Consider the following 20,840-nt stretch of genomic DNA (forward strand, 5'->3'; position numbering starts at 1 on the left):
TCCTCAGGTCACCGTGCCGCGCTGGATGAACTCCACCGCGAGCAACACCACGAAGAGCCCCCCGAGCGCCGCCCCGCCGCCATAGAACAGCTTGAGCTTGCGGCGACGCATCGTCCGCACGCCATCGGTCACGTGCTGGGAAATCGCGCCGAGAACCGGCAGTCCGGTGGCCTTCTCAAGCCCTCCGGCCGTGGCGAAGACGGAACGGACGCGGCCCAGTGCGAAGGCCGCCACGCAGCCACCGCCGATCCCCACCAGCAACACGCCGAAAAGCAGCAGCGGGCGGTTGGGCGCGATCGGCTTGCGCGGGCTCGTCGGCGGGTCGACCACCTGGAACTTCACGGCCTCGCGCCCGGTCTTGACCTCGCCGCGCAGACGCAGTTCCTCGCGGTCTTGCAGGAGCTTGTCGTACTGTTCCTTGAGGACGTCGTAATCGCGGTTGATCCGCTGCGCCTCGGTCGCCAGCGCGGGGTCCTGAATGGCCGAGGCGGTCAGCGAGCCGATGTCGGACTGGAGCCCGGCCTTGCGGGCGACGAGCGCCTGAACGGCGGCCTGACGCTCGGCACGGATCGACTGGAGCGAACTGTACGCGGGGTTCGGCGTGCCGCCGCCGCTCGCGGCCTCCTGCGCCGCCGGGCCCTTGAGTGCGGCGATCTGGTTGCGGGCGGCAATCACGTCGGGATGGTTTTCGGTAAGGCCCCGGCCGCGCAGTTGAACCAGATCGGCCTGCGCATGGGCCAGCGCGGCCGCCGCGCCGCCAACGCCGGTACCGGCGATCGTGCGCGGCATGCTGGAAAGCTGACCGTCGATCGAGGCCAGCGCGCTCTGCGCGGCGACGAGATCGGCCTCGACATCGCGAAGCTGCGTGCGTGAGGATTCCAGTCGCTGCACGACGGCGGCGCCGCCTTGCGCCATTTCCGGGTGCTGCGCCTCGAAAGTGGTGCGGCGCTGTTCGGCGCTTTCCAGTTCCTTCTCGCGGACCTGTAGCTGGCCGTTCACGAACGTCAGCGTTTCCGCCATGTCGCCCCGGTCGCCCGAGAGATTTTCCTCACGGAAGATGTCGATCATCTTCTGCGCCACTTCGTGCGCCAGCCGGGCATTCTCGGCATCGGAGAACGAGCCGTAGTCGGCCCTGGCGGTGATTTCGAAGAGGTTGTCCTCCTGGCTGACCACCTTGACCTTGTCGCCCAGCCGCAGCACCGCCGCTTCCATCTGGGCAGGCGTATTGACGGTTTCGCCAAGCCGGGTGCCGCGCACGACCTTCTCGAGGTTGACGGCGCTGGTCAGCGTCTGGCGAATGCGCTCGATATCGCGCTTCTTGTCCGCCACGCCGATGCCGACCTGCTCGGCCAGCGCATCGTCGAGCTGGATGAAAATGCGCGCCTGCGATTCGTAGGCGTTGGGAATCAGGGCGACCACCAGCCAGCCAAGCAGGCAGATCGCCCAGGCCACGCCCAGCGCAATCCAGCGCCGGTGCCAGACGCTGTGGATCGCGCTCAGCAGTTCTTCGTAGAGGCCGTTCATATCACCCTAGGTCCCTCTTAGAACATGCTTTCGGGAATGATGATCACGTCACCGGGGCTGAGCATCACGTTGGCCTTGCTCTCGCCCTTCTTGAGCAGATCGGCGAGGCGCAGCTGGTATTCCTTCTGGGTGCCGCTCGCCTTGTCGAAGCGGATCAGCCGGGCGCGGTTGCCCGCCGCATATTCGGACAGGCCGCCCACCGCGATCATCGCATCGAGCACGGTCATGTTGGCGCGGTAGGGGATCGAGGCGGGCTTCTCCGTCGCCCCGACCACGCGGATCTGCTGGCTGAACGTGCCTGCAAAACCGTCGACAATGACGGAAACGAGCGGGTCCTGGATATATTGCGAGAGCTGAAGGCGGATGTCCTCGGCCAGCATCGCAGGCGTCTTGCCGACGGCCGGCATGTCGCTGATCAGCGGCGTGGTGATGCGCCCATCGGGCCGAACCTGCACTTTGGCGCCCAGTTCCGGGTTCCGCCAGACGAAGACCGTCAGCTGGTCCAGCGGGCCGATCACGTACTCCTCGCCGGGGCCCTCCTGCATCGCCACGAACTGCGCGGGCGGCAGCTGTGGGCGCGAGGCTGCGCTTGCAGACGCCGTCAGGACCACGCTGGCAAGCGCGGTTCCGCCCAGCAGACGGACAAAGCGGGAGTGCGGCATAAGCTCTTCCTTCCAGCGCCGATCCACCGAGGAAATGCTTCCCCGTCGCGGACCCGGCAGAATTCAGCCTCCGCTATCGGTTGAAAGGGTGAACATTGCGTTAGCCAATTTGCCCGGAATCCGGTCAGTCCCGGAATGAGACAACCTGAAAGAGAGTCTTAACGCCCTCTCACACCAGCATTTCGCGGGCCGGACCCTGCCCCAGGAAGGCGGCCGGACTGGCGCTGGCCCCATAGGCCCCGGCAAGGAACACCGCGACCAGATCGCCCACTTCGGCGCGCGGAAAACCGCCCTTGTCCGCCAGTTTGTCGAGCGGAGTGCAAAGGCATCCGACGATCGAAGCCTCCTCCTCCACCGAGGCGTCGAAACGCGTGGCGATGGCCGAGGGATAGTTGCGGCGCACCACGGTTCCGAAGTTGCCCGAAGCGGCAAGCTGATGGTGAAGACCGCCGTCGGTCACGAGAAAGACCTCTCCGTGGCTCTCCTTCCGGTCGATCACGCGGGCGATATAGACCCCCGCCTCGCCCACCAGATAGCGCCCGAGTTCGATGCAGAAGTCGGTCTCTCGCAGGACTTCCGGCAGCGATTCGAAGCGCTCGGCCAGACGCGCGCCCACTTCGGCAAGATCCAGCGGCACATCGCCGGGGAAATAGGGAATGCCGAAACCACCGCCCAGATTGCAGTGCGGCAGCGCCACGCCGCTCTCCTCGGCCAGCCGCGCGGCGAGGTCCAGCGTCTGCCCCTGCGTCTCCGCAATGGCGGCAGCGTCGAGTGCCTGCGAGCCCGCAAAAATGTGGAAGCCGCGCCATTCCGCGCCGCTCGTCACCACTTCGCGCACCAATGCGGGCACACGCGCGGCGTCGACGCCGAAAGGCTTGGCACCGCCGCCCATCTTCATGCCGGAACCCTTGAGGTCGAAATCGGGATTCACGCGAATGGCAAGGCGCGGTGCACGGCCCAGTTTCTCGCCGATGGCGAAGGCCCGGCGCGCTTCGGCCTCGGATTCGAGATTGAGCGTGACGCCTGCCGCAATCGCCGCCTCGATCTCGCGATCACGCTTGCCCGGGCCGGCAAAGCTGACTTTCGCAAGGTCGATCCCGGCCCCGCGAACGATCTCCAGCTCGCCGCACGAGGCAATATCAAACCCGTCGACAAGGCCATTCATCAGCGCAAGCAAGGGAACGAAGGGATTGGCCTTCACGGCATAGTGCAGCGCCAACCGTGCAGGCATGGCGGCGCGCAATTGCGCGACCCGCGCGCGGACAAGATCGGCGCTGTAGAGGAACAGCGGCGTATCGCCCGCCTGCTCGACCCATTCAGTCACCGGCTTGCCGCCGACGGCCAGCACGCCATCGGTTGCCGCATAACCAGCCGGAATCGGACCGAGCGGCTTCACGACGCCATCTCAGCCAGCTCGGCGGCAAGGCCGGTGCGGTCGATCTTGCCATTGGGGCCGATCGGCATGGCTTCGCGCCAGTGAATGGATTTTGGAATCATAAAATTAGGCAAATCTTCCTTGAGCTTGCGTGCCAGTTCTTCGTCCACACCTGAACTTCTCTTCATCGCCCTCACGACAAGGTGAACCGCCTGACCCAGACGCGGATCGGGCAGGCCCAGCGCCACCGCCTCGGCAACCAGCCCGGTTGCCAGCGCAGCCTCCTCGACTTCCTGCGGGCTGATGCGGTTGCCGGCAGACTTGATCATGGCGTCACGGCGTCCGACGAAATAGAGCAGGCCATCGGCCGCCCGCCGCACCCGGTCTCCGGACCAGACGGCCATGCCGCCATAGCGCGACGCCGCCGGAGCGGGCTTGTAGCGCTCTGCGGTGCGTTCCGGATCCTGCCAATAGCCTTGCGCGACCAGTGGCCCGGAATGGACGAGTTCACCCTCCTCTCCGTCCTGAGAAATATCTCCTAATACATTGATAACTAACACTTCTGCATGCGGTATTGCCATCCCCATCGAGGTAGGGTGTGTATCGATCAGCATGGGATCGAGGTACGTCGAACGGAACGCCTCGGTCAGGCCATACATGGCGAAAAGCCGCGCATCCGGGAACAGCGCGCGCAGCCGCCGGACGAGATCCACCGTCAAGGCTCCGCCACTGTTGGTGAGGCGGCGCAGCTTGGCCGCCGTCTCGGCCGGCCAGTCGAGTTCGGCAATCTGCACCCAAAGCGGCGGCACGGCCGCCAAAGTGGTAATGCCGTGCCGCTCGACCGCCTTCACGACATCGCGCGGAACGAGATAATCAAGCGGAACCACGCAGCCCCCCGCAAACCAGGTCGAAAACAACTGGTTCTGGCCGTAATCGAACGAGAGCGGCAGAACCGCCAGCGTGCGGTCATCGGGCTCAAGCCCGAGATATTGGGCCACACTCTCTGCCCCTAACCACATATTGGCATGGCTGAGCATGACGCCCTTGGGGCGGCCGGTGGACCCACTGGTATAGAGAATCGCTGCCAGTTCGTCCGGATCAGCCTGAGACGGCGCCAGATCGCCGGCGAATTCCGCCGCCTCGGACAGTGCGGCCGCTTCCTCAACAACACGGCAGGCGACCGGCACATCCGCGTCGCCCAACGTCGCCAGTCGCGCGGGAGTGCCGATCAGCATCACGGCGCCGCTATCCGCAAGGATATGCGCGACTTGCGCGTGCTTGAGCAGCGGGTTCACCGGCACATGGATCAGCCCCGCGCGTGCGGCAGCCAGCGGCATAAGGCAGGTGAGTTCGCCTTTGGCCGCCCAAGTCGCTACGCGCGCACCCTTTTGCGGAATTTCCTGGGCCAGCCACGCCGCCAGGCGGGAGACACGCGATCTTAAGGCATTGTAGTCCAGAGTCTCCCCACGCAGCACCAGCGCCGGGGCATCGTCTTGCCCGCACAGCGCCAGATGGTCGAGCGGCAGGATCGGAGTATCGGGACTGCCACTCATGTCGAGGAAAAGCTCCGCAGAAGGTTGTTAGGCTACGTGATAAAGGTCGATTATCACCGCGATCTTAAGCAAGTGCAATCGGACGGCCAGCTAGCGCTCCGGCTTTCCGAGAGCAACCAGCACGCCCCGTTCGACCGGCTCGACTGGTTCGCTATGCTGGCCGAGCACTGCGACATGGATCCATTGATCGCCGTCGCGCGCGATGGAGACACTCTGGCTGCGCTGGCGCTGGCCAATAAATTGGGTGAACTTCAGGCGCTATCCAACTGGTATACTTTTCGTTTTCGCCCGGTCGCGAGCGATACCGAGGCCTTGTTGACCACGCTTGCCCGCGATCTTGGAAAACGGGCGCACCGGCTGACGTTGCGCGGTGTGCCGGACGAGGACGACAGCGCGGCCTTGCTCGCACGCACGTTCGCACGGGCAGGCTGGCGGGTCTTCCGCGAACCTTGCGACGTCAATCACGTCCTCCCCGTAAGTGGCCGCAGTTATGAAGAATATATCGCCGCGCGCCCCGGCCCCTTGCGCACCACGCTGAAGCGCAAGTCCGGCAAGGTCTCCACCATGATCCTCGATCATTTCGATGCCTCGGCATGGTCGGCTTACGAAGATATCTACGCGGAAAGCTGGAAAGTCGCGGAAGGCAGCCCCGCTTTCCTGCGGGCCTTTGCCATGGCCGAGGGCCAGGCGGGGCGGCTGCGTCTTGGCATCGCTCAGGTCGGCGGCGAGGCCGTGGCGGCACAGATGTGGACAGTCGAGGGCGGCACCGCGTGGATCCACAAGCTGGCGCACCGCGAAAGCGCCAAGCCGTTTTCGCCCGGCTCGGTGCTGAGCGCGGCCCTTTTTCGTCATGTCATCGATGTGGACAAGGTCGATCTCGTCGACTTCGGCACCGGCGACGATCCCTACAAGCGCGATTGGATGGAAATTGTGCGACCGCGATACAGACTGGAGATGTACAGGCCGCTCGATCCCAGAAACTGGCCGAATATCGCCAAGGGGACCGCACGCCGCCTTGCCGCAGCCGCGAAGCGCGGCTAGAGGCGCGGAGATTACGATAATGCCCGAAGAGAGGGGCCATGCCAGACGATACCGACCTGCTGCTGCGCCGAATCCTGACGGACGTGCTGGGCCTCAAGCAGGGACAAGCCGATACTTTCCAGGCGGATACCGGCCTGTTCGGACACTTGCCCGAGCTCGACTCGATGGCGGTGGCCGGCCTACTGACCGAGTTGGAAGACCGACTGGACATCATCATCGAGGACGACGAGATCGACGGCGAGATGCTGGAGACCTTCGGCGGCCTGCTCGAATTTGCCCAGGCCAAGCGCGCCACGGCCTGACCGGCCTTAGCGTTGTTACCGGGGGGACCGTCGCATGACTCCCCTGCTCTGGCGTTGCCCGCAAGCGCATCTCGGCGCGGGCGAGGAATATGCGCTCGTCTGCGATCGGAGCCGCGCGCGGCGACTGCTGATGGTGCCCGCCCTGTTCGACGAAGCAAACCGTCTGCGGCGCTTTACGGTCGAGGTGATGCGGCGACTCGATCGGGCCGGCGTAGACACCTTCCTGCCCGACTTTCCCGGCACCAACGAAAGCTCGCGCAATCTTTGCGATCAGGACGCCGATAGCTGGCGCGCGGCTATGACCCTCGCCGCAGAGCATTTCGGCGCGACGCATATGCTTGCCCTGCGCGGAGGGTGCCTGTTCGCTCCGGTTGGGCTTCCCTCATGGCATTACGCCCCGGTGAAAGGCACGAGCATCCTGCGCTCGATGGTTCGGGCCCGCGTGCTCGCAAGCCGCGAGGCGGGGCGAGAGGAAGCACGCGAGGTCCTGACCGAAATGGCGCACCGCGAAGGCGTGGTTCTGGCCGGATATTCGCTCGGTGCGGCCCTGTTCGGCGATCTGGAAACCCGCGAACCGGATCCGTCCGCTACGGTGATTGCGCAGGAGCAACTCGGCGGCAGCGGCCTCTGGTTGCGCGCCGAGCCTGACGAGGATGCCGCGCAGGCCGATGCGCTTGCCGCCCTGCTTATCGCGGGATTGGGCGCATGAACCGGCGGCATTTCAGCTTTGCCTGCGAAGGTGCGCAGCTTGCCGCGACGCTCGACGAGGCATCGGGCTCCACCGCCTTGCTCATCGTCTCCGGGGGCAACGAGACACGGGCGGGGGCATGGAACAGTCAGGCCCTCCTTGCCGCCCGCGTCGCGGCCGAGGGCTATCCGGTCCTCCGATTTGACCGAAGGGGTGTTGGCGACAGCGAGGGAGACAACCGAGGCTTCCGTTCGAGCGGGCCGGATATCGCGGCCGCACTCGCCGCCCTGCGCACGGCGTGCCCGCAGGTCACGCGCGTCGTCGGATTCGGAAATTGCGATGCGGCCAGCGCGCTGATGCTGGCTGGCGGAGCGGGTTTCGACGCCTTGATCCTTTCAAACCCCTGGACTTTCGAAGAAGATTCCTCCGACGAGGCCCCTGCGGAGGTCGTGCGCAATCACTATCGACGGCGGCTTGCTGATGCGGCTGCATTGAAGCGCCTGCTGACCGGCAAAGTCGCCATTGCACCCTTGCTGCGCAGTCTACTTGCTGCCGCGAGACCTGCTCCCGCTGCGCCGAAGGGTCTTGCCGCCGAGATCGCTTCCGGCCTTGCGGGCTTCAGGAGGCCTATACGCTTCCTGGTTGCCGGGCGGGACCGCACGGGGCTCGCTTTTCTGGCGAATTGGGACAAGTCGGACGACCGCTCGCGCATCTGTTCCGATGCCACGCACAGCTACGTCGAGCCTGAGGCTCAGGACTGGTTGTTCAGGCAGGTTTTGGAAACGCTGCACACCGAAGCTTAGACCGGGTGCCCCGGCTATCTAGTCGAGGCTACCCCGTAACACTGCGTCGCCCCCGCGAAGGCGGGGCCCCGCTTCCTTTCTCGCCTCGCAAGAACAAGCGGGGTCCCCGCCTTCGCGGGGACGACGGGGTTCTATGTCCGGAATGTGAGATCCAGAGCCTGACAGGCAGGATTTAAATCGGGGTCGGCATTCAGGCGGGAGAGCCGTCTTCGGAGCGCTCTCCCGCCCGATCGAATAGTTACGCCTCGACCTTCGCGGCCTCTGCGAAGTCGCGATGGGCAAGGTAGCGCTCGGCATCGAGCGCTGCCATGCAGCCGGTGCCGGCAGCCGTGATCGCCTGGCGATAGGTGTGGTCCATAACGTCACCGCAAGCGAAGACGCCCGGAATTTCGGTCTTGGGCGTGCCGGGCTCGACCAGCAGGTAGCCGGTTTCGTCCATCGGCAGCTTGCCCTTGAACAGTTCGGTCGCCGGAGCATGGCCGATGGCGACGAAAGCGCCGTCGGTGAGGATTTCGCTCTGCTCGCCGGTCTGGGTGTCGATCAGGGCCAGAGCGCGCAGGTCGCCGTTCTCGCCTTCCATGAAGCGCTCGACGCGCTTGTTCCACACGACCTTGATCTTCGGGTTGGCGAAGAGGCGGTCCTGCAGGATCTTCTCGGCGCGAAGGCTGTCGCGGCGGTGGATCAGGGTCACTTCATCCGAGTGGTTGGTGAGGTAAAGCGCTTCCTCGACAGCGGTGTTGCCGCCGCCGATCACCACGACCTTCTTGCCGCGATAGAAGAAGCCGTCGCAAGTGGCGCAGGCGGAAACGCCCTTGCCCGAAAGCTCCTGCTCACCCGGAACGCCCAGCCACTGCGCCTGCGCGCCAGTGGCGATGACGAGCGTATCGCCTTCGTAGATGTCGCCCGAATCGCCAACGGCCGTGAACACCGGGCCCTTGAGATCGACCGAAGTGATCACGTCGTACATCATCCGCGTGCCGACATGGACGGCCTGCGCCTCCATTTCCTGCATCAGCCAGGGGCCCTGGATCACTTCGCGGAAGCCGGGATAGTTCTCGACATCGGTGGTGATGGTCAGCTGGCCGCCCGGCTGAAGACCCTGCACCACAATGGGTTGCATGCCGGCACGCGCACCGTAGATCGCGGCGGACAGGCCGCCGGGGCCGGAGCCGATAATGAGCATGCGGGTCTTGTGCGTGGTCGCCATTTACGAAGCCTCCGGCCTAATATCTCTTGAAATTGATTTCGTGAAAATCGTCGGGGCGCGAGATAGGGCCAAGCCGCCCGGTTTGCCAAGCGTTTCGGGCCTCATCGAAATACTTGATCCCCGCAAATCATCGCTTCGTCGCAGTTGACCTTATCCCCATGGCAGATCACGTTTCGATGATGGACAGCCAACTCGGACCTACCTCGAACCGCTTCGTTTCGCAGCGCCTGCGCCTCAACTATGTCGATTGGGGCAATGCGGAAGCACCGCCACTGATCCTCCAGCACGGCGGGCGCGACCATTGCCGCAGCTGGGACTGGGTGGCGGAGGAACTGCGCCGCGACTGGCACGTGATCTGCCCGGACTTGCGCGGTCACGGCGATTCCGAATGGTCGCCCGAAGGGCACTACGGCATGGACGCGATGGTCTACGATTTCGCGCAGCTCGTGCACACGCTGGGTTACGACAAGGTCACGATCATCGCCCATTCGCTGGGCGGCGGGATCACCACGCGCTTCGCCGGGATGTTTCCCGAGAAGGTGGAGAAGTTCGTCAATATCGAGGGCCTCGGTCCCCCGCAGCATATCCGCCGCCAGATGGAAGAGCGCGGCGCGGGCGAACGGCTGCGCCAGTGGGTGGACGACAAGCGCCGTGCCTCGGGCCGCACGCCGCGCAAATATGCGACCCGGCGCGACGCCTATCAGCGCATGAAGGAGGAAAATTCCTTCCTCACCGACGAGCAGGCCCGCCACCTCACCATCCACGGCACCAACCGTAACGAGGATGGCACCTGGAGCTGGAAGTTCGACAATTACGTGAACATCTGGTCGGTTTCCGACATGCCCACCAGCGATGTGATCTCCTTATGGCGGGCGATCACCTGTCCGATGCTGATGCTCTGGGGCAAGAACAGCTTCTCGCAGAGCCCGGCCACCGACGGCCGCGTGGACTATTTTCCGTCGGCCGAACTGATCGAGTACGAGAATGCCGGCCACTGGCTGCACCACGATCAGTTCGACCGTTTCATGACCGATGTGAAAGCCTTCCTCGCCCGCTGAATTCTTCCCGCGTCTTCAGCCAAAATCGCATTCGCGATCAGGCCCACGTTCCTCTTGCGATCCTCGCATAGCTGATACTAACTATGCTTACTATCTGTGCCCCCGAGTCTCTCGTCCGGGAGCCGAGGGGCACGCGAAGGAACCAGAATGAACGCGGAAACCTCGATCGTGGCCGAAGACGAAGGTGTCTCGGCTCCCTCCGCCCGCCGCAAGCCCTTGCGCGCGGTGCTGATGCTGGCGGGTCCGCTGATCGTGCTGGCCGGAGCCGGATGGTTCTATCTCTCCGGCGGGCGCTACGAGGAAACCGACAATGCCGCGCTCCAGACCGGCATGGTCGCGATCAGCCCGAATGTGGCCGGCACCGTGGTCGACATCGCGGTCCGCGAGAACGAGCATGTCCGCAAGGGACAAGTGCTGTTTCGCATCCGTCCCACCAACTTCACGGCCGCTGTCGATTCCGCCGAGGCCGAGCTTGCCAAAGCCCAAACGGACGCCGCTTCGCGCCGCGCCGATTATCAGGAAGCGCTGACCCAGGTCTCCGCGGCCCAGGCCCGTCACGATTTCGCCATGGGCGAGGCCTCGCGGCAGAAGTCGCTGACCGGCGAGGGCATTTCCTCACGCGCCCAGTTCGAACAGGCCTCGACCGAGGCGCGCACGGCGCTTCAGGCCATTGCCGCCGCCGAAGCGCGCGCCGAGAGCCTCCGTGCCGGTCTCGCCGGGCATGTCGAGGGCGATACTTCTGCGCTTCCCGACGTGCGCAAGGCGGCCGCCAAGCTGGCGCAGGCACGCATCGACCTTGCCGATACCGAAGTCCGCGCGCCACAGGACGGCATCGTCACCCGCGTCAACCAGCTTCAGGTCGGCAACTACGTATCACCCGGCCGCGCGGTGTTCATGCTGACCGGGCTCAATTTCTGGGTGCAGGCGAACTTCAAGGAAGACCAGCTGCGCTACATGCGCGCCGGGCAGCCGGCGACGGTAACGCTGGACGCCTTCCCCGATCATGCCTTCAAGGCCCATGTCCAGAGCTTCAGCCCCGGGACCGGATCGAGTTTCTCGGTGCTTCCGGCCGAAAATGCCACGGGCAACTGGGTGAAAGTGGTGCAGCGCCTCCCGGTGCAGGTCACGCTGGACGAACCGGCGGGTAACCTGCCGCTCGGCGCGGGCCTGAGCGCCAGCGTCAAAGTCGATACCGGCCACGAACGCCACCTCTTCGCCGCCGATACCTCGTCCAATTCCGCCGCGCGCAAACCCTGAGCCGGTGCGGATGCCGCCGGTGCCCGCAGCGCCCTCCCCCTATCCGTCGCCGTTGCAACGGCTGCTGATCACAATCCCCTGCATGTTGGCCTCGACCATGGTCGCGGTGGACATAACCATTGCCAATGTCGCCCTGCCGCACATGCAGGCCAGCCTTTCCGCCTCGCAGGAACAGGTGCTCTGGGTGCTGACCAGCTACCTCGTCGCCAGCGCCATCGCCACGCCGCTCAGCGGCTGGCTGGCCGGGCGCGTGGGCCGCAAGAACGTGATGCTGTTCTCGGTCGCCGGGTTCACGCTGGCCTCCGCACTCTGCGGGCTCGCCACCGATCTCCAGACGATCATCCTCGCCCGTTTCCTGCAAGGCGCTTGCGGGGCGGGCCTGGTTCCGCTCAGTCAGGCGATCCTCCTCGACATCAATCCGCCCGAAGAACACGGCAAGGCCATGGCGATCTTCGCGCTCGGCTCCATGGCCGGGCCGATCATCGGGCCAACGCTGGGTGGGTGGCTGACCGACGCGCTGACGTGGCGCTGGGTCTTCTTCATCAACCTTCCGTTCGGCGCCCTGTCTTTCCTGGGCATGCTGGCATTCCTGCGCCGCCGCCCGAGCCGATTGCAGACGCGGTTCGACCTGCTGGGATTCGTGCTCGTCTCCGTTGCGCTGACGACGCTGCAACTGATCCTCGACCGCGGCGAGCACCTCGACTGGTTCGATTCCGGAGAAATCCGGATCTACGCCCTGATCTGCGGGCTCGCGAGCTATCTCATGGTCGTGCACATGGCGACCGCGCGCGATACCTTTATCCGCCCCGGCCTGTTCAAGGACCGCAACTTCGCGATCGGCTCAATCTTCTCGATGATGATCGGCGTAGTCGCCTTCGCGACGATCCCGATGATCGTGGTGATGACGCAGTCGCTGCTCGGCTACTCGGCACTACAGGCGGGCTTCATCAGCCTGCCGCGCGCGATCGGCACGCTGACATCGATGCTGTTGGTCTCGCGCCTGCTCAAGTACGTGGACACCCGCGCGGTGATCGTCACCGGGCTCGTGCTCATGGGCTCGGGCATGCTGATGTACTCGCATGTCGACCTTTATGTGGACCAGCGCACGTTGGTTTTCGCGGGGCTTGTGCAAGGGCTGGGCAGCGGGATGATCTTTGTGCCGCTATCCGTCATCGTGTTCTCGACGCTCGATCCGGCCTTGCGCAACGAAGGCGCGGCGATCTTTGCGCTCACTCGCAATGTCGGCAATGCTGTCGGCATCTCCGCGATCCAGTACGAATATCTCCACTTCATCGCCCAGTCGCAAAACGACCTCGTCCAGCACGTACGGCCTGATAATCCCATGTTCGCCTGGGCGCGGCCCGATTTCGACTTCGGATCGCAGCAGGCCATGAGCGCGATTTATGGCGAAATTTCGCGACAGGCGACGATGGTGGGCAATATCACACTGTTCCATTTCGTATTCGTGTTGACCCTTTGCCTGATCCCGCTCGTGCTGCTGATGCGCGTGCGCAAGGTCGAGGCGGACACCCATACACTGCCCATCGGGGAATGACCTTGCGCAAGACCGCTACCCTTCTTCCGCTCATGCTTTGCGCCGCCTGCACGACGGTGGGGCCGAACTATGCGCCACCGGCCCAGCCCTCGGCCGAAGCCGGTTATGGCGCTGCATCGGGCGAACAGGCGGCGCTCGGCGATGCGGCGCAGGCCGATTGGTGGAAGGCTTTCGGCAATCCGGATCTCGACACGCTGGTGGCCCGCGCGCTGGCCGGCAACCACTCGCTCGCGGCTTCGCGCGCGACGCTGGAGAAGGCCCGCCAGCAGGTCGCCGCCGTGGCCGGACGCCAGCTGCCGCAAGTCGATGCCAATGCCCGCGCCGAATATCAGCGCGTCAATCTGGCGGCTTTCGGCCTTTCCAGCGATTCCCAGTTTGGTTCGATCCCCAATCCGAAGTTCGACCTCTATACGCTGGGCGGGGGCGTCAGCTACGATCTCGACTTGTTCGGTGGCACCCGCCGCGCACTTGAACGGGCCGGCGCTCAGGCCGAAGCCGAAACCCGCGCGACCGAAGCCGCGCATCTGATGATCGCCGCACGCGTGGTGGGTCAGGTCCTCGCCATCGCCGCGCTCAATGACCGCCTTGCCACCGAAAAGGCCCTGATTGCCGAGGATGAGCGCAACGTCTCGCTCACCCAGAAGCGCGAACATGCCGGCGAAGGCACTGGCGTCGAGGTGCTGAGCGCGCAGGGCCAGCTCGCCAACGACCTTGCGGACGTGCCCTCTGTCGAGCAGCAACTGGCTGAAGGCCGGGCGATGCTGGCGGTACTGCTGGGCATCTCGCCAGCGGAACTGGGTGCAACCGGGTTCGGGCTCCAGGCCTTCACGCTGCCCGCCAGCGTACCGGTCGCCCTGCCCTCGGCGCTCGTCCATTCCCGCCCTGACATCCGCGAAGCCGAGGCGCGGCTTCATGCCGCCGTTGCAGGCGTGGGTGTCGCCACGGCCAATCTCTATCCCGACATCACGCTGGGGGTGACCTCAAGCCAGTCGACGTCCGAGCTGGACAAGATGTTCAGCAACAAGTTCAATGCCTTCGACATCTTCGCCGGGCTTTCCGCGCCAATCTTCCACGGCGGCACGCTCAAGGCCGAAAAGCGCGGGGCAGAAGCCGAAGCCCGTGCCGCCGCCGCGCAATATCAGGAGGTCGTCACCGAGGCATTCGGGCAAGTTTCCGGCCTGCTGGCGGCTCTGGGCAATGATACGCGCGAACTCGCCGCGCGCGAGACGGCGGCGCAAGTTGCCGACCACTCGCTGCGGCTATCGCGCCGGAGCTTCGAAGTCGGCAACAGCGGCGTGTTGCAAGTGCTGGATTCGGGCCGTTCCTACCAGCACGCCCAGTTGGCGCTGGTGGATACGCGCGCGCGCCAGTTCCAGAACGTCGCCCGGCTCTACGCCGCCACGGCCGGTGGCTGGGTGCCCGCGCCGCCGGTCGCCGCGCGCTGAATGCCACCCGTTTCAGGACAACAGGTAGCAGCCCAGCAAGACCCAGCAGGCAATGCACATCGCCACTGCGATAGTTAGCGAACGAACATCGCGTCCCTGGCGATTTCCGTCTCGTTCCGCACTACCGAGCGCCAATTCCGGCCCGGGAATCATCATTCCAATGGCCGAATCGAGACGGCGTTCGAAGCGGACAATCTTTTCGTCGGCAATCTTCATCCACGCATCCTCTCTCGTGCGCGGGCGCGACCGGAGGGCTTTTGCCCCCTGTTCCTTTTCCGGACCGCCCCCGCGACTCCCTTATCGCCCGACTTTTTGACGTGGCGATCCGAAGCCAATGGCCTCATCGGGGATGCTATCAGATAGATGCCTTCCTGCAACGCCTCTCCAATCGCGCACTTCCGCGTGGATTGACCGGGCCGGCAATGGCATAGGCTCCATCATGACTGGCCGTTTTCCTCAACTCTCGATCCGATCGCGGCTTCTGTGCGGCGAGGAGATCGCCATGGGCCCGGGCAAGGCCGACCTGCTTGAGGCGATCCGCGCGCATGGCTCGATCTCTGCTGCGGCGCGGGCGATGGACATGAGCTATCGCCGTGCCTGGCTGCTCGTCGACGCGATGAATCGCTGCTGGGCGCAGCCGCTAGTGGCCACTTCACCCGGCCGCGCGGGTGGCTCCGGCGCGCAGCTCACCGAGGCGGGGGAGACGATTCTGGCCCATTACCGCGCCCTGGAGCAGCAAATTGAACAAGCGGCGGACAATCCCGACACCGCCGCGCTCGCCGCCCTGCTGCGCCCGATTCCGACAGAGCGGCAAGAGCACTGAACCGTACCTGAAGGTGCCCTAGGCAAGACCTGCGCGACCATATACAGCCGAATACAGTTGTTTCGGGAGGTATTTGAAGATGCTTAGGCTTCGCGCCCTGTTCCTGCCTGTCCTGCTCCTTCTTGCGTCGCTCTGTTCGCCTGCCATGGCCCAGTCCGACGGCCCGCTGGTGCTGGCCGCCGCGAGCCTTCAGGAAGCGATGAATGCCGCAGCCGATGGCTGGGCCGCGAAGGGCCATCCGCGCCCGAAGATCTCCTTCGCCGCATCCTCGGCGCTGGCCCGCCAGATCGAGGCCGGGGCGCCCGCCGACGTCTTCGTATCCGCCGACGAGCCGTGGATGGACGAAGTCCAGGGCAAGGGCCTGATCCGCAACAACACCCGCGTTTCGTTCCTCACCAACAGCCTCGTGCTGGTGGCACCGAAGGGCAATGCGCAGAACATCGCCATCAAGCCCGGCTTCCCGCTGGCCCGCGCGCTCGGCAACGGGCGGCTCGCGGTGGGCGATCCGGCGGCAGTTCCGGCAGGCATCTATGCCAAGCAGGCGCTGACCAATCTGGGCGTGTGGGATTCGGTCAAGGACCACCTCGCCCCGGCCGAAAACGTGCGCGCCGCGCTGGCTCTCGTGGGACGCGGCGTCGCCCCGCTCGGCATCGTCTATGCCACTGATGCCCGCGCCGAACCCGCCGTGCGTGTAGCGGGCTTGTTCCCGGCCAATTCGCACGCCCCGATCAGTTATCCGGTGGCGGTGCTGACCGCCTCGCGCCACCCGGATGCGGAAGGCTTCCGCCGCTTCCTGCTTTCAGGCGAAGGCAAGGCCCTGTTCCGCCGCTTCGGCTTCGGCACGAAGTAACCGGCCCTAAGCACAAGAGGGCCGCATGACCGCACTGACCAGCGAGGAATGGGAAGTCCTGCTGCTGTCGCTCAAGGTCAGCGGCGTCGCCATGGCCTGTGCGCTGCCGCTGGCTTTCGCGCTGGCCTGGGTGCTGGCGCGCTGGCGCTTTCCCGGCGCCATCGTGCTGGACGCGCTGGTCCATTTGCCGCTGGTGCTGCCGCCGGTGGTGACGGGCTGGCTGCTGCTGATCGCGCTTGCCCCGAACACCGCGCTCGGCCGCTTCTTCGAGAACACGTTCGGCCTTACCTTCATGTTCCGCTGGACCGGCGCGGCGCTGGCCGCCGCGATCATGGCACTGCCGCTGATGGTGCGCGCCATGCGCCTGTCGATCGAGGCGGTGGACCGGCGCTACGAGCAGGCCGCCCGCACCCTTGGCGCGGGCCGCCTGCGCACATTCGCCACGATCACCCTGCCCCTCACCCTGCCCGGTATATTGGCGGGACTGGTGCTTGGCTTCGCGCGGTCGGTGGGCGAATTCGGCGCGACGATCACCTTCGCCTCAAACATTCCGGGCGAGACGCGCACCCTGCCACTCGCCATCTACAGCGCCTTGCAGGTTCCCGGAGCGGAATGGCAGGTGGCGCGGCTGGCGGGCCTGTCCATCCTGCTGTCGCTGGCCGCGCTGGTCATTTCGGAATGGCTGGCCCGCCGCCACCGGGCAGGAGCGATGCGCTATGTCATTTGACATCTCGATCGGCCTCAAGCGCGGCGGCCGCACGTTCGAATATACCTTCAAGGCCGAGCAAGGCGGGCTGACCGCGCTGTTCGGCCCGTCCGGCGCGGGCAAGACCACCCTGCTCGACATGATTGCCGGGCTCGTACGCCCGAGCAGCGGCCATATCGTGATTTCCGACGAAGTGCTGTTCGACCGCGAACGCCGCATAGACCTGCCGCCCGAACGCCGCCGCTGCGGCTATGTGTTTCAGGACCTGCGCCTCTTCCCGCACCGCAATGTGCGCGAGAATCTGCTCTATGGCTGGCGGCTCGCCGTGCCGGAGCACCGCTGGCTCGATCTCGACACCGCGCTGGACGTGCTCGGGATCGGCCATCTGCTCGGCCGGAGGCCCGCCACGCTCTCGGGCGGCGAGGCCCAGCGCGTGGCCATCGGCCGAGCCTTGCTCTCGGGTCCGCGCGTGCTGCTGATGGACGAACCGCTCGCCTCGGTCGATGCCGAGCGGCGCGAGGAAATCCTGCACGTGATCGAACGCGTGCGCGACGAACTGCGGCTGCCGATCCTTTACGTCAGCCACGACCGCGCCGAAGTGGACAGGCTGGCCGACCGCGTCATAGCGATCGGAGCCCACCCCGCCACCTTGCCGCCAGCACCGTAGGCCTGGGGCCAAATAGCCTCAGCCCGTGAGCCCAATCGCCAGTGCGGCTGCAAGGCCGATCAACGACGCGATCAGCAATCTGTCTTCGGATTTCCAAAATCGTGCGCGCTTGTCGCCGCGTCCGGGATGCCGACCGGAATAAAGGCGGGCGTGCTTCATGCTCATCCTCCTCCGCAGGCCGGATTTCTCCCGGCCGCCCCGAAGAATGGCATGGCGATGGTTTCGGTGGATTTGATCTTTACGGTGAAGAGGTCTTAACCCGCGCGGCATTGCCCCTCCGCGCGGCGGCCCTATATCTGCCGGCGTTGCGATTCACTTGCAGACAAAGGATTAACTCCATGACCATCGCCGTTGGTGACAAGCTGCCCGACGTGAAGCTGACCAAGGCCGGCGAAAGCGGCCCCGAACCGGTACAGAGCGCCGACTTCTTTGCCGGCAAAAAGGTCGCCCTGTTCTCGGTTCCCGGCGCTTTCACGCCGACCTGCTCGGCCAAGCACCTGCCGGGCTTCGTGGACAAGGCCGCCGAACTCAAGGCCAAGGGCATCGACGAGATCGTCTGCACCGCCGTCAACGATGCCTTCGTGATGGGCGCCTGGAACAAGGCCTCGGGCTCGGCCGACGTGACCATGCTGGCGGACGGCAATGGCGATTTCGTCAAGGCCATCGACCTCGTGATGGACGGCAGCGGTTTCGGCATGGGCGAACGCGGCAAGCGCTTCTCTATGGTCGTCAATGACGGCGTTGTCGAACAGCTCAACATCGAAGCGCCGGGCGCTTTCGAGGTCAGCTCGGCCGACCACATGCTCGGCCAGCTCTGATCCCGGACTGATAATGCGGAAGGCGGCTCTTCCTCGGAAGAGCCGCCTTTTTCGTGCCTGAACTGTCGGTATTTCGCATCGGCGGGGCGTTGGCTTGAGGACGGCTGCCCTCCCCGGCTTGTCGCCCCCCGGCCCGCGCGATAGCCTCGACGCAAATAGAGGAGTTTCCATGGCCCGTTCGGTTATCGTCACCGGTGGATTCGGTGTTCTCGGCAATGCCGTCGCCGCCGCCTTCGCCGCCCGGGGCGACAAGGTCGCCCGCATCGACTTCGCGCCCTCGGCCAAGGAGCCGCTTGCGGGCGCGCTCGATATCGGGGGCGTCGATCTCACCGATGCACAGGCGACGGGCGCGGCGCTCGACGAAGTGGTGAGCGCGCATGGCGGGATCGACATTCTGGTCAACATCGCGGGCGGCTTCGTCTGGGAAACGCTGGAAGGCGGATCGCTCGCCTCGTGGGCGAAGATGCAGACGATGAACCTGACCACTGCGGCCACCATCACCCAGCTTGCGCTGCCCGGGCTCAAGGCTTCTGCCGCCGGGCGCGTGATCAACATTGGCGCGGGTGCGGCGGTCAAGGCGGGCATGGGCATGGGCGCCTATGCCGCGTCGAAGTCCGGCGTCCACCGCCTGACCGAAGCCCTGGCAGAGGAACTGGCAGGCACCAGCGTCACGGTGAATGCGATCCTGCCCAGCATCATCGACACCCCCACCAACCGCGCCGACATGCCCGACGCCGATTTCTCGACCTGGGTCCGGCCCGAGGCGATTGCCGATGTGATCCTGTACCTCGCCTCCGACGCCGCGCGTGCGGTTACGGGCGCGCTGGTGCCGGTCACGCGCGGCGGCTGAATATCGTCCAATCCCGTCGTCCCCGCGCAGGCGGGGGCGACGAGAGTATGATTTAAAGCTCCGCGCCCCTTGGACGGATCGAACTGTCAGTGCTTGCGCCTGACATAGACCACCACCCCATCCTCCCCCCGGAAGATCCGCGTCCAGTGCGGCGAACGAGCCAGTTCCCCCGCGAGCGGGGCATTGTGATCTTCCTGAATGAGAAACGCGACCGGGTGCCACTTGGCCACCACGTCGACCAGCGGGACGTACCCGTTCTCGATCCCGCCGTTGTACTGCCACTCGTCGTGGCCATAGCGGTAATAGCGCCCGTCATAGGCCACGCGCCAGTCGGGCCATCCCGCATCGATGATCGGGCCGCCATAGGGGAAATCGGCATAGACGGTGCCGCGCAGGTGCTCCTGCCGCAGCCGGGCGATGCTCTCCAGCGGCAAAGTCGCGGCGAAGCGCGTGGGCGCGAGCAAGGGCGTCACCACCGCGACCAGCGCCACAGCAGCGACCGGAAGCCAGCGCGGGATGGCAGCCTCGTCCTGCTCCCCCGAACTTGCGCCGCGCGCGATTACCGGCACCATCGACAGCGCCCAGAACAGCGCGAAGCGATAGGCCAGCGCGGTCATCGCCAGCAAGGCCAGCGCCACCAGCACTTCCGTCACCTCATAACGGCGCGTGCGCAGCACGATGCGCAGCGTCAGCAGCACGACCGCCAGCACCGGCCATGCATTGGTCCAGTTGGCCGAGATCCACAGCGGCCGCCATTCGCTGGCGCCGATAGCCAGACTCATCTCTGCATTGGTGGCCGAAATCGCGAGGATCGAGAAACCGTCCGGCGTCGCGAAAATCGCCGCCATCGCGATCACCGTCAGCACGGCGGCGGCGATGGGCAAGGGCCGCGTGCGGTCGCGCAGCCAGTCCACCAGACCGACGGCAGTGTAGATCCCCAGCGCCAGCGCGCCGATGCTCACCGAAGGATGGAAATTCTGCCACAGCACCAATAGCGGCGCGCCGAGCGCGATCGTCACCAGCGGGCGCAGGCGCAATTGCAGCAACGCCAGCAGCAGGCCGAAGCACAGCGCGGCGAAACTCTGCGGGCGGATGCTCGCGGTCGGCAAGGCGGCAAAGAATGCGAGCGTCAGCGCAAGCGCCACGGCCAGACGGCCCGCTCCGCGGTGACGGCAGGCCGCCGCCACGGCCCAGAATCCGCCAAGCCAGCACAGCGCGTCAAACACCCGCAGCGCGCCCCAGCCCCCAGCCATGCGCACCGCCGCCATGCTCGCCTGCGCCAGCCAACCGACGGCGGGCAACGGTTCTCTAAGGTGAAGCGCGGCGAAAGGCTCACGCGCAATCGGGCCGCCGTGGGCAAGGATGATCTCGCCCAGCTTGAGCTGCCAGAAGATATCGACGTCCCAGACGCGGCGTAGCAGCAGCACCAGCAACATGGCCGCCGGAACCAGCACGGCCGCACGGTCCAGCCACAGGCGTACAGCGCTTGTGCCCCCACCCGAGCACCGCCCCTCGCCCGGCGCTTTGACAGTTTCGATCCGGCCGCTCAAACCCACCCCCGCGCGGCACCGTGAATGGTGCCGCCCGGCATCCATCACCGCATGCCGGGGCGCTGTTCAAGCCCCCCCGTATGCTAAAACCGCGCGGAAACGGGGA

At 65.6% G+C, this 20,840-nt stretch carries 21 protein-coding genes and 1 pseudogene; 14 read left to right on the forward strand and 8 right to left on the reverse strand.

The genetic code is table 11. The features are described 5' to 3' along the window. Positions 1–3: 3 nt before the first annotated feature. From AC1VVK_RS03085 to AC1VVK_RS03100, 4 genes are all read right to left on the reverse strand, one after another. Entirely contained in the window at positions 4–1,524 is a 1,521-nt protein-coding gene (locus tag AC1VVK_RS03085; RefSeq protein ID WP_132385563.1) for an XrtA system polysaccharide chain length determinant, read from the reverse strand. A 17-nt stretch (positions 1,525–1,541) separates the two neighbouring features. Then, positions 1,542–2,186, reverse strand: coding sequence for an XrtA/PEP-CTERM system exopolysaccharide export protein (locus AC1VVK_RS03090; RefSeq protein WP_132385564.1), 645 nt, complete (start codon positions 2,184–2,186; stop codon positions 1,542–1,544). Between the two features lie 169 nt (positions 2,187–2,355). After that, a complete protein-coding gene (locus AC1VVK_RS03095; RefSeq protein WP_482904337.1) occupies positions 2,356–3,582 on the reverse strand; it encodes a pyridoxal-dependent decarboxylase, exosortase A system-associated in 1,227 nt (408 codons plus the stop codon). Continuing rightward, positions 3,579–5,114 carry an acyl-CoA ligase (AMP-forming), exosortase A system-associated gene (locus AC1VVK_RS03100; RefSeq protein ID WP_482904338.1) on the reverse strand — a complete coding sequence of 512 codons (1,536 nt, stop codon included), beginning with the start codon at positions 5,112–5,114 and terminating at the stop codon, positions 3,579–3,581. The genes AC1VVK_RS03095 and AC1VVK_RS03100 overlap by 4 nt, the downstream gene beginning before the upstream one ends. Positions 5,115–5,150: 36 nt before the next feature. Between AC1VVK_RS03100 and AC1VVK_RS03105 the strand changes: the two genes are divergently transcribed. The 4 genes from AC1VVK_RS03105 to AC1VVK_RS03120 are packed head-to-tail and all read left to right on the forward strand — an operon-like array spanning position 5,151 to position 7,948. Continuing rightward, the gene (locus AC1VVK_RS03105) at positions 5,151–6,155 is read left to right on the forward strand and encodes a GNAT family N-acetyltransferase (protein WP_482904339.1); all 1,005 of its coding nucleotides are present in this window, start codon (positions 5,151–5,153) and stop codon (positions 6,153–6,155) included. 38 nt (positions 6,156–6,193) lie between these two features. Continuing rightward, the gene (locus AC1VVK_RS03110) at positions 6,194–6,457 is read left to right on the forward strand and encodes a phosphopantetheine-binding protein (protein ID WP_132385567.1); all 264 of its coding nucleotides are present in this window, start codon (positions 6,194–6,196) and stop codon (positions 6,455–6,457) included. Positions 6,458–6,491: 34 nt separating this feature from the next. After that, positions 6,492–7,166, forward strand: coding sequence for a hypothetical protein (locus tag AC1VVK_RS03115; RefSeq protein ID WP_482904340.1), 675 nt, complete (start codon positions 6,492–6,494; stop codon positions 7,164–7,166). Beyond that, positions 7,163–7,948: a hydrolase 1, exosortase A system-associated gene (locus tag AC1VVK_RS03120; RefSeq protein ID WP_482904341.1), complete on the forward strand. Its 786-nt coding sequence runs from the start codon at positions 7,163–7,165 to the stop codon at positions 7,946–7,948. The genes AC1VVK_RS03115 and AC1VVK_RS03120 overlap by 4 nt, the downstream gene beginning before the upstream one ends. 238 nt (positions 7,949–8,186) lie before the next feature. Here the strand turns inward: AC1VVK_RS03120 and trxB are convergent, their stop codons facing one another. Then, on the reverse strand, positions 8,187–9,155 hold the full coding sequence (gene trxB, locus AC1VVK_RS03125; RefSeq protein ID WP_482904342.1) for a thioredoxin-disulfide reductase: 969 nt from the start codon (positions 9,153–9,155) through the stop codon (positions 8,187–8,189). 158 nt (positions 9,156–9,313) lie between these two features. On the opposite strand from trxB, the gene AC1VVK_RS03130 reads away from it, so the two are divergent. The 4 genes from AC1VVK_RS03130 to AC1VVK_RS03145 all read left to right on the forward strand — a co-directional run bounded on the left by AC1VVK_RS03130 (position 9,314) and on the right by AC1VVK_RS03145 (position 14,470). After that, positions 9,314–10,213 (forward strand): alpha/beta fold hydrolase, encoded by a 900-nt coding sequence (locus tag AC1VVK_RS03130; protein WP_482904343.1) that lies wholly within the window; start codon positions 9,314–9,316, stop codon positions 10,211–10,213. Between the two features lie 147 nt (positions 10,214–10,360). Next, positions 10,361–11,470 carry an HlyD family secretion protein gene (locus AC1VVK_RS03135; protein WP_482904344.1) on the forward strand — a complete coding sequence of 370 codons (1,110 nt, stop codon included), beginning with the start codon at positions 10,361–10,363 and terminating at the stop codon, positions 11,468–11,470. A gap of 82 nt (positions 11,471–11,552) precedes the next feature. Continuing rightward, a complete protein-coding gene (locus AC1VVK_RS03140; RefSeq protein WP_482904345.1) occupies positions 11,553–13,025 on the forward strand; it encodes an MDR family MFS transporter in 1,473 nt (490 codons plus the stop codon). Next, the gene (locus tag AC1VVK_RS03145; protein WP_482904346.1) at positions 13,022–14,470 is read left to right on the forward strand and encodes an efflux transporter outer membrane subunit; all 1,449 of its coding nucleotides are present in this window, start codon (positions 13,022–13,024) and stop codon (positions 14,468–14,470) included. The genes AC1VVK_RS03140 and AC1VVK_RS03145 overlap by 4 nt, the downstream gene beginning before the upstream one ends. A 12-nt stretch (positions 14,471–14,482) precedes the next feature. Here the strand turns inward: AC1VVK_RS03145 and AC1VVK_RS03150 are convergent, their stop codons facing one another. Next, entirely contained in the window at positions 14,483–14,686 is a 204-nt protein-coding gene (locus AC1VVK_RS03150) for a hypothetical protein (RefSeq protein WP_132385574.1), read from the reverse strand. A gap of 223 nt (positions 14,687–14,909) precedes the next feature. On the opposite strand from AC1VVK_RS03150, the gene AC1VVK_RS03155 reads away from it, so the two are divergent. The 4 genes and pseudogenes from AC1VVK_RS03155 to AC1VVK_RS03170 form a co-directional block, all read left to right on the forward strand. After that, complete coding sequence (locus AC1VVK_RS03155; RefSeq protein WP_482904347.1) at positions 14,910–15,293, forward strand: winged helix-turn-helix domain-containing protein; 384 nt, start codon at positions 14,910–14,912, stop codon at positions 15,291–15,293. A 79-nt stretch (positions 15,294–15,372) separates the two neighbouring features. Continuing rightward, positions 15,373–16,143 (forward strand): molybdate ABC transporter substrate-binding protein, encoded by a 771-nt coding sequence (gene modA / locus AC1VVK_RS03160; RefSeq protein WP_482904348.1) that lies wholly within the window; start codon positions 15,373–15,375, stop codon positions 16,141–16,143. Positions 16,144–16,168: 25 nt separating this feature from the next. Then, on the forward strand, positions 16,169–16,870 hold the full coding sequence (modB, locus tag AC1VVK_RS03165; protein ID WP_482904349.1) for a molybdate ABC transporter permease subunit: 702 nt from the start codon (positions 16,169–16,171) through the stop codon (positions 16,868–16,870). A 52-nt stretch (positions 16,871–16,922) separates the two neighbouring features. Further along, a pseudogene (locus AC1VVK_RS03170) lies at positions 16,923–17,516 on the forward strand (ATP-binding cassette domain-containing protein); the annotation flags it as partial. An 18-nt stretch (positions 17,517–17,534) separates the two neighbouring features. Here the strand turns inward: AC1VVK_RS03170 and AC1VVK_RS03175 are convergent. Continuing rightward, positions 17,535–17,675, reverse strand: a complete 141-nt coding sequence (locus AC1VVK_RS03175) for a hypothetical protein (protein WP_482904350.1) — start codon at positions 17,673–17,675, stop codon at positions 17,535–17,537. Between the two features lie 179 nt (positions 17,676–17,854). Here AC1VVK_RS03175 and AC1VVK_RS03180 point away from each other — a divergent pair, with 179 nt between their 5' ends. Then, positions 17,855–18,334, forward strand: a complete 480-nt coding sequence (locus AC1VVK_RS03180; RefSeq protein ID WP_132385579.1) for a peroxiredoxin — start codon at positions 17,855–17,857, stop codon at positions 18,332–18,334. Positions 18,335–18,503: 169 nt separating this feature from the next. After that, complete coding sequence (locus AC1VVK_RS03185; RefSeq protein ID WP_482904351.1) at positions 18,504–19,184, forward strand: SDR family NAD(P)-dependent oxidoreductase; 681 nt, start codon at positions 18,504–18,506, stop codon at positions 19,182–19,184. A gap of 86 nt (positions 19,185–19,270) precedes the next feature. On the opposite strand, the gene AC1VVK_RS03190 is transcribed toward AC1VVK_RS03185, so the two are convergent. Beyond that, positions 19,271–20,734 (reverse strand): hypothetical protein, encoded by a 1,464-nt coding sequence (locus AC1VVK_RS03190; protein WP_482904352.1) that lies wholly within the window; start codon positions 20,732–20,734, stop codon positions 19,271–19,273. Between the last annotated feature and the right edge of the window lie 106 nt (positions 20,735–20,840).

The sequence above is a fragment of the Novosphingobium sp. BL-S-32 genome, from assembly GCF_056857055.1.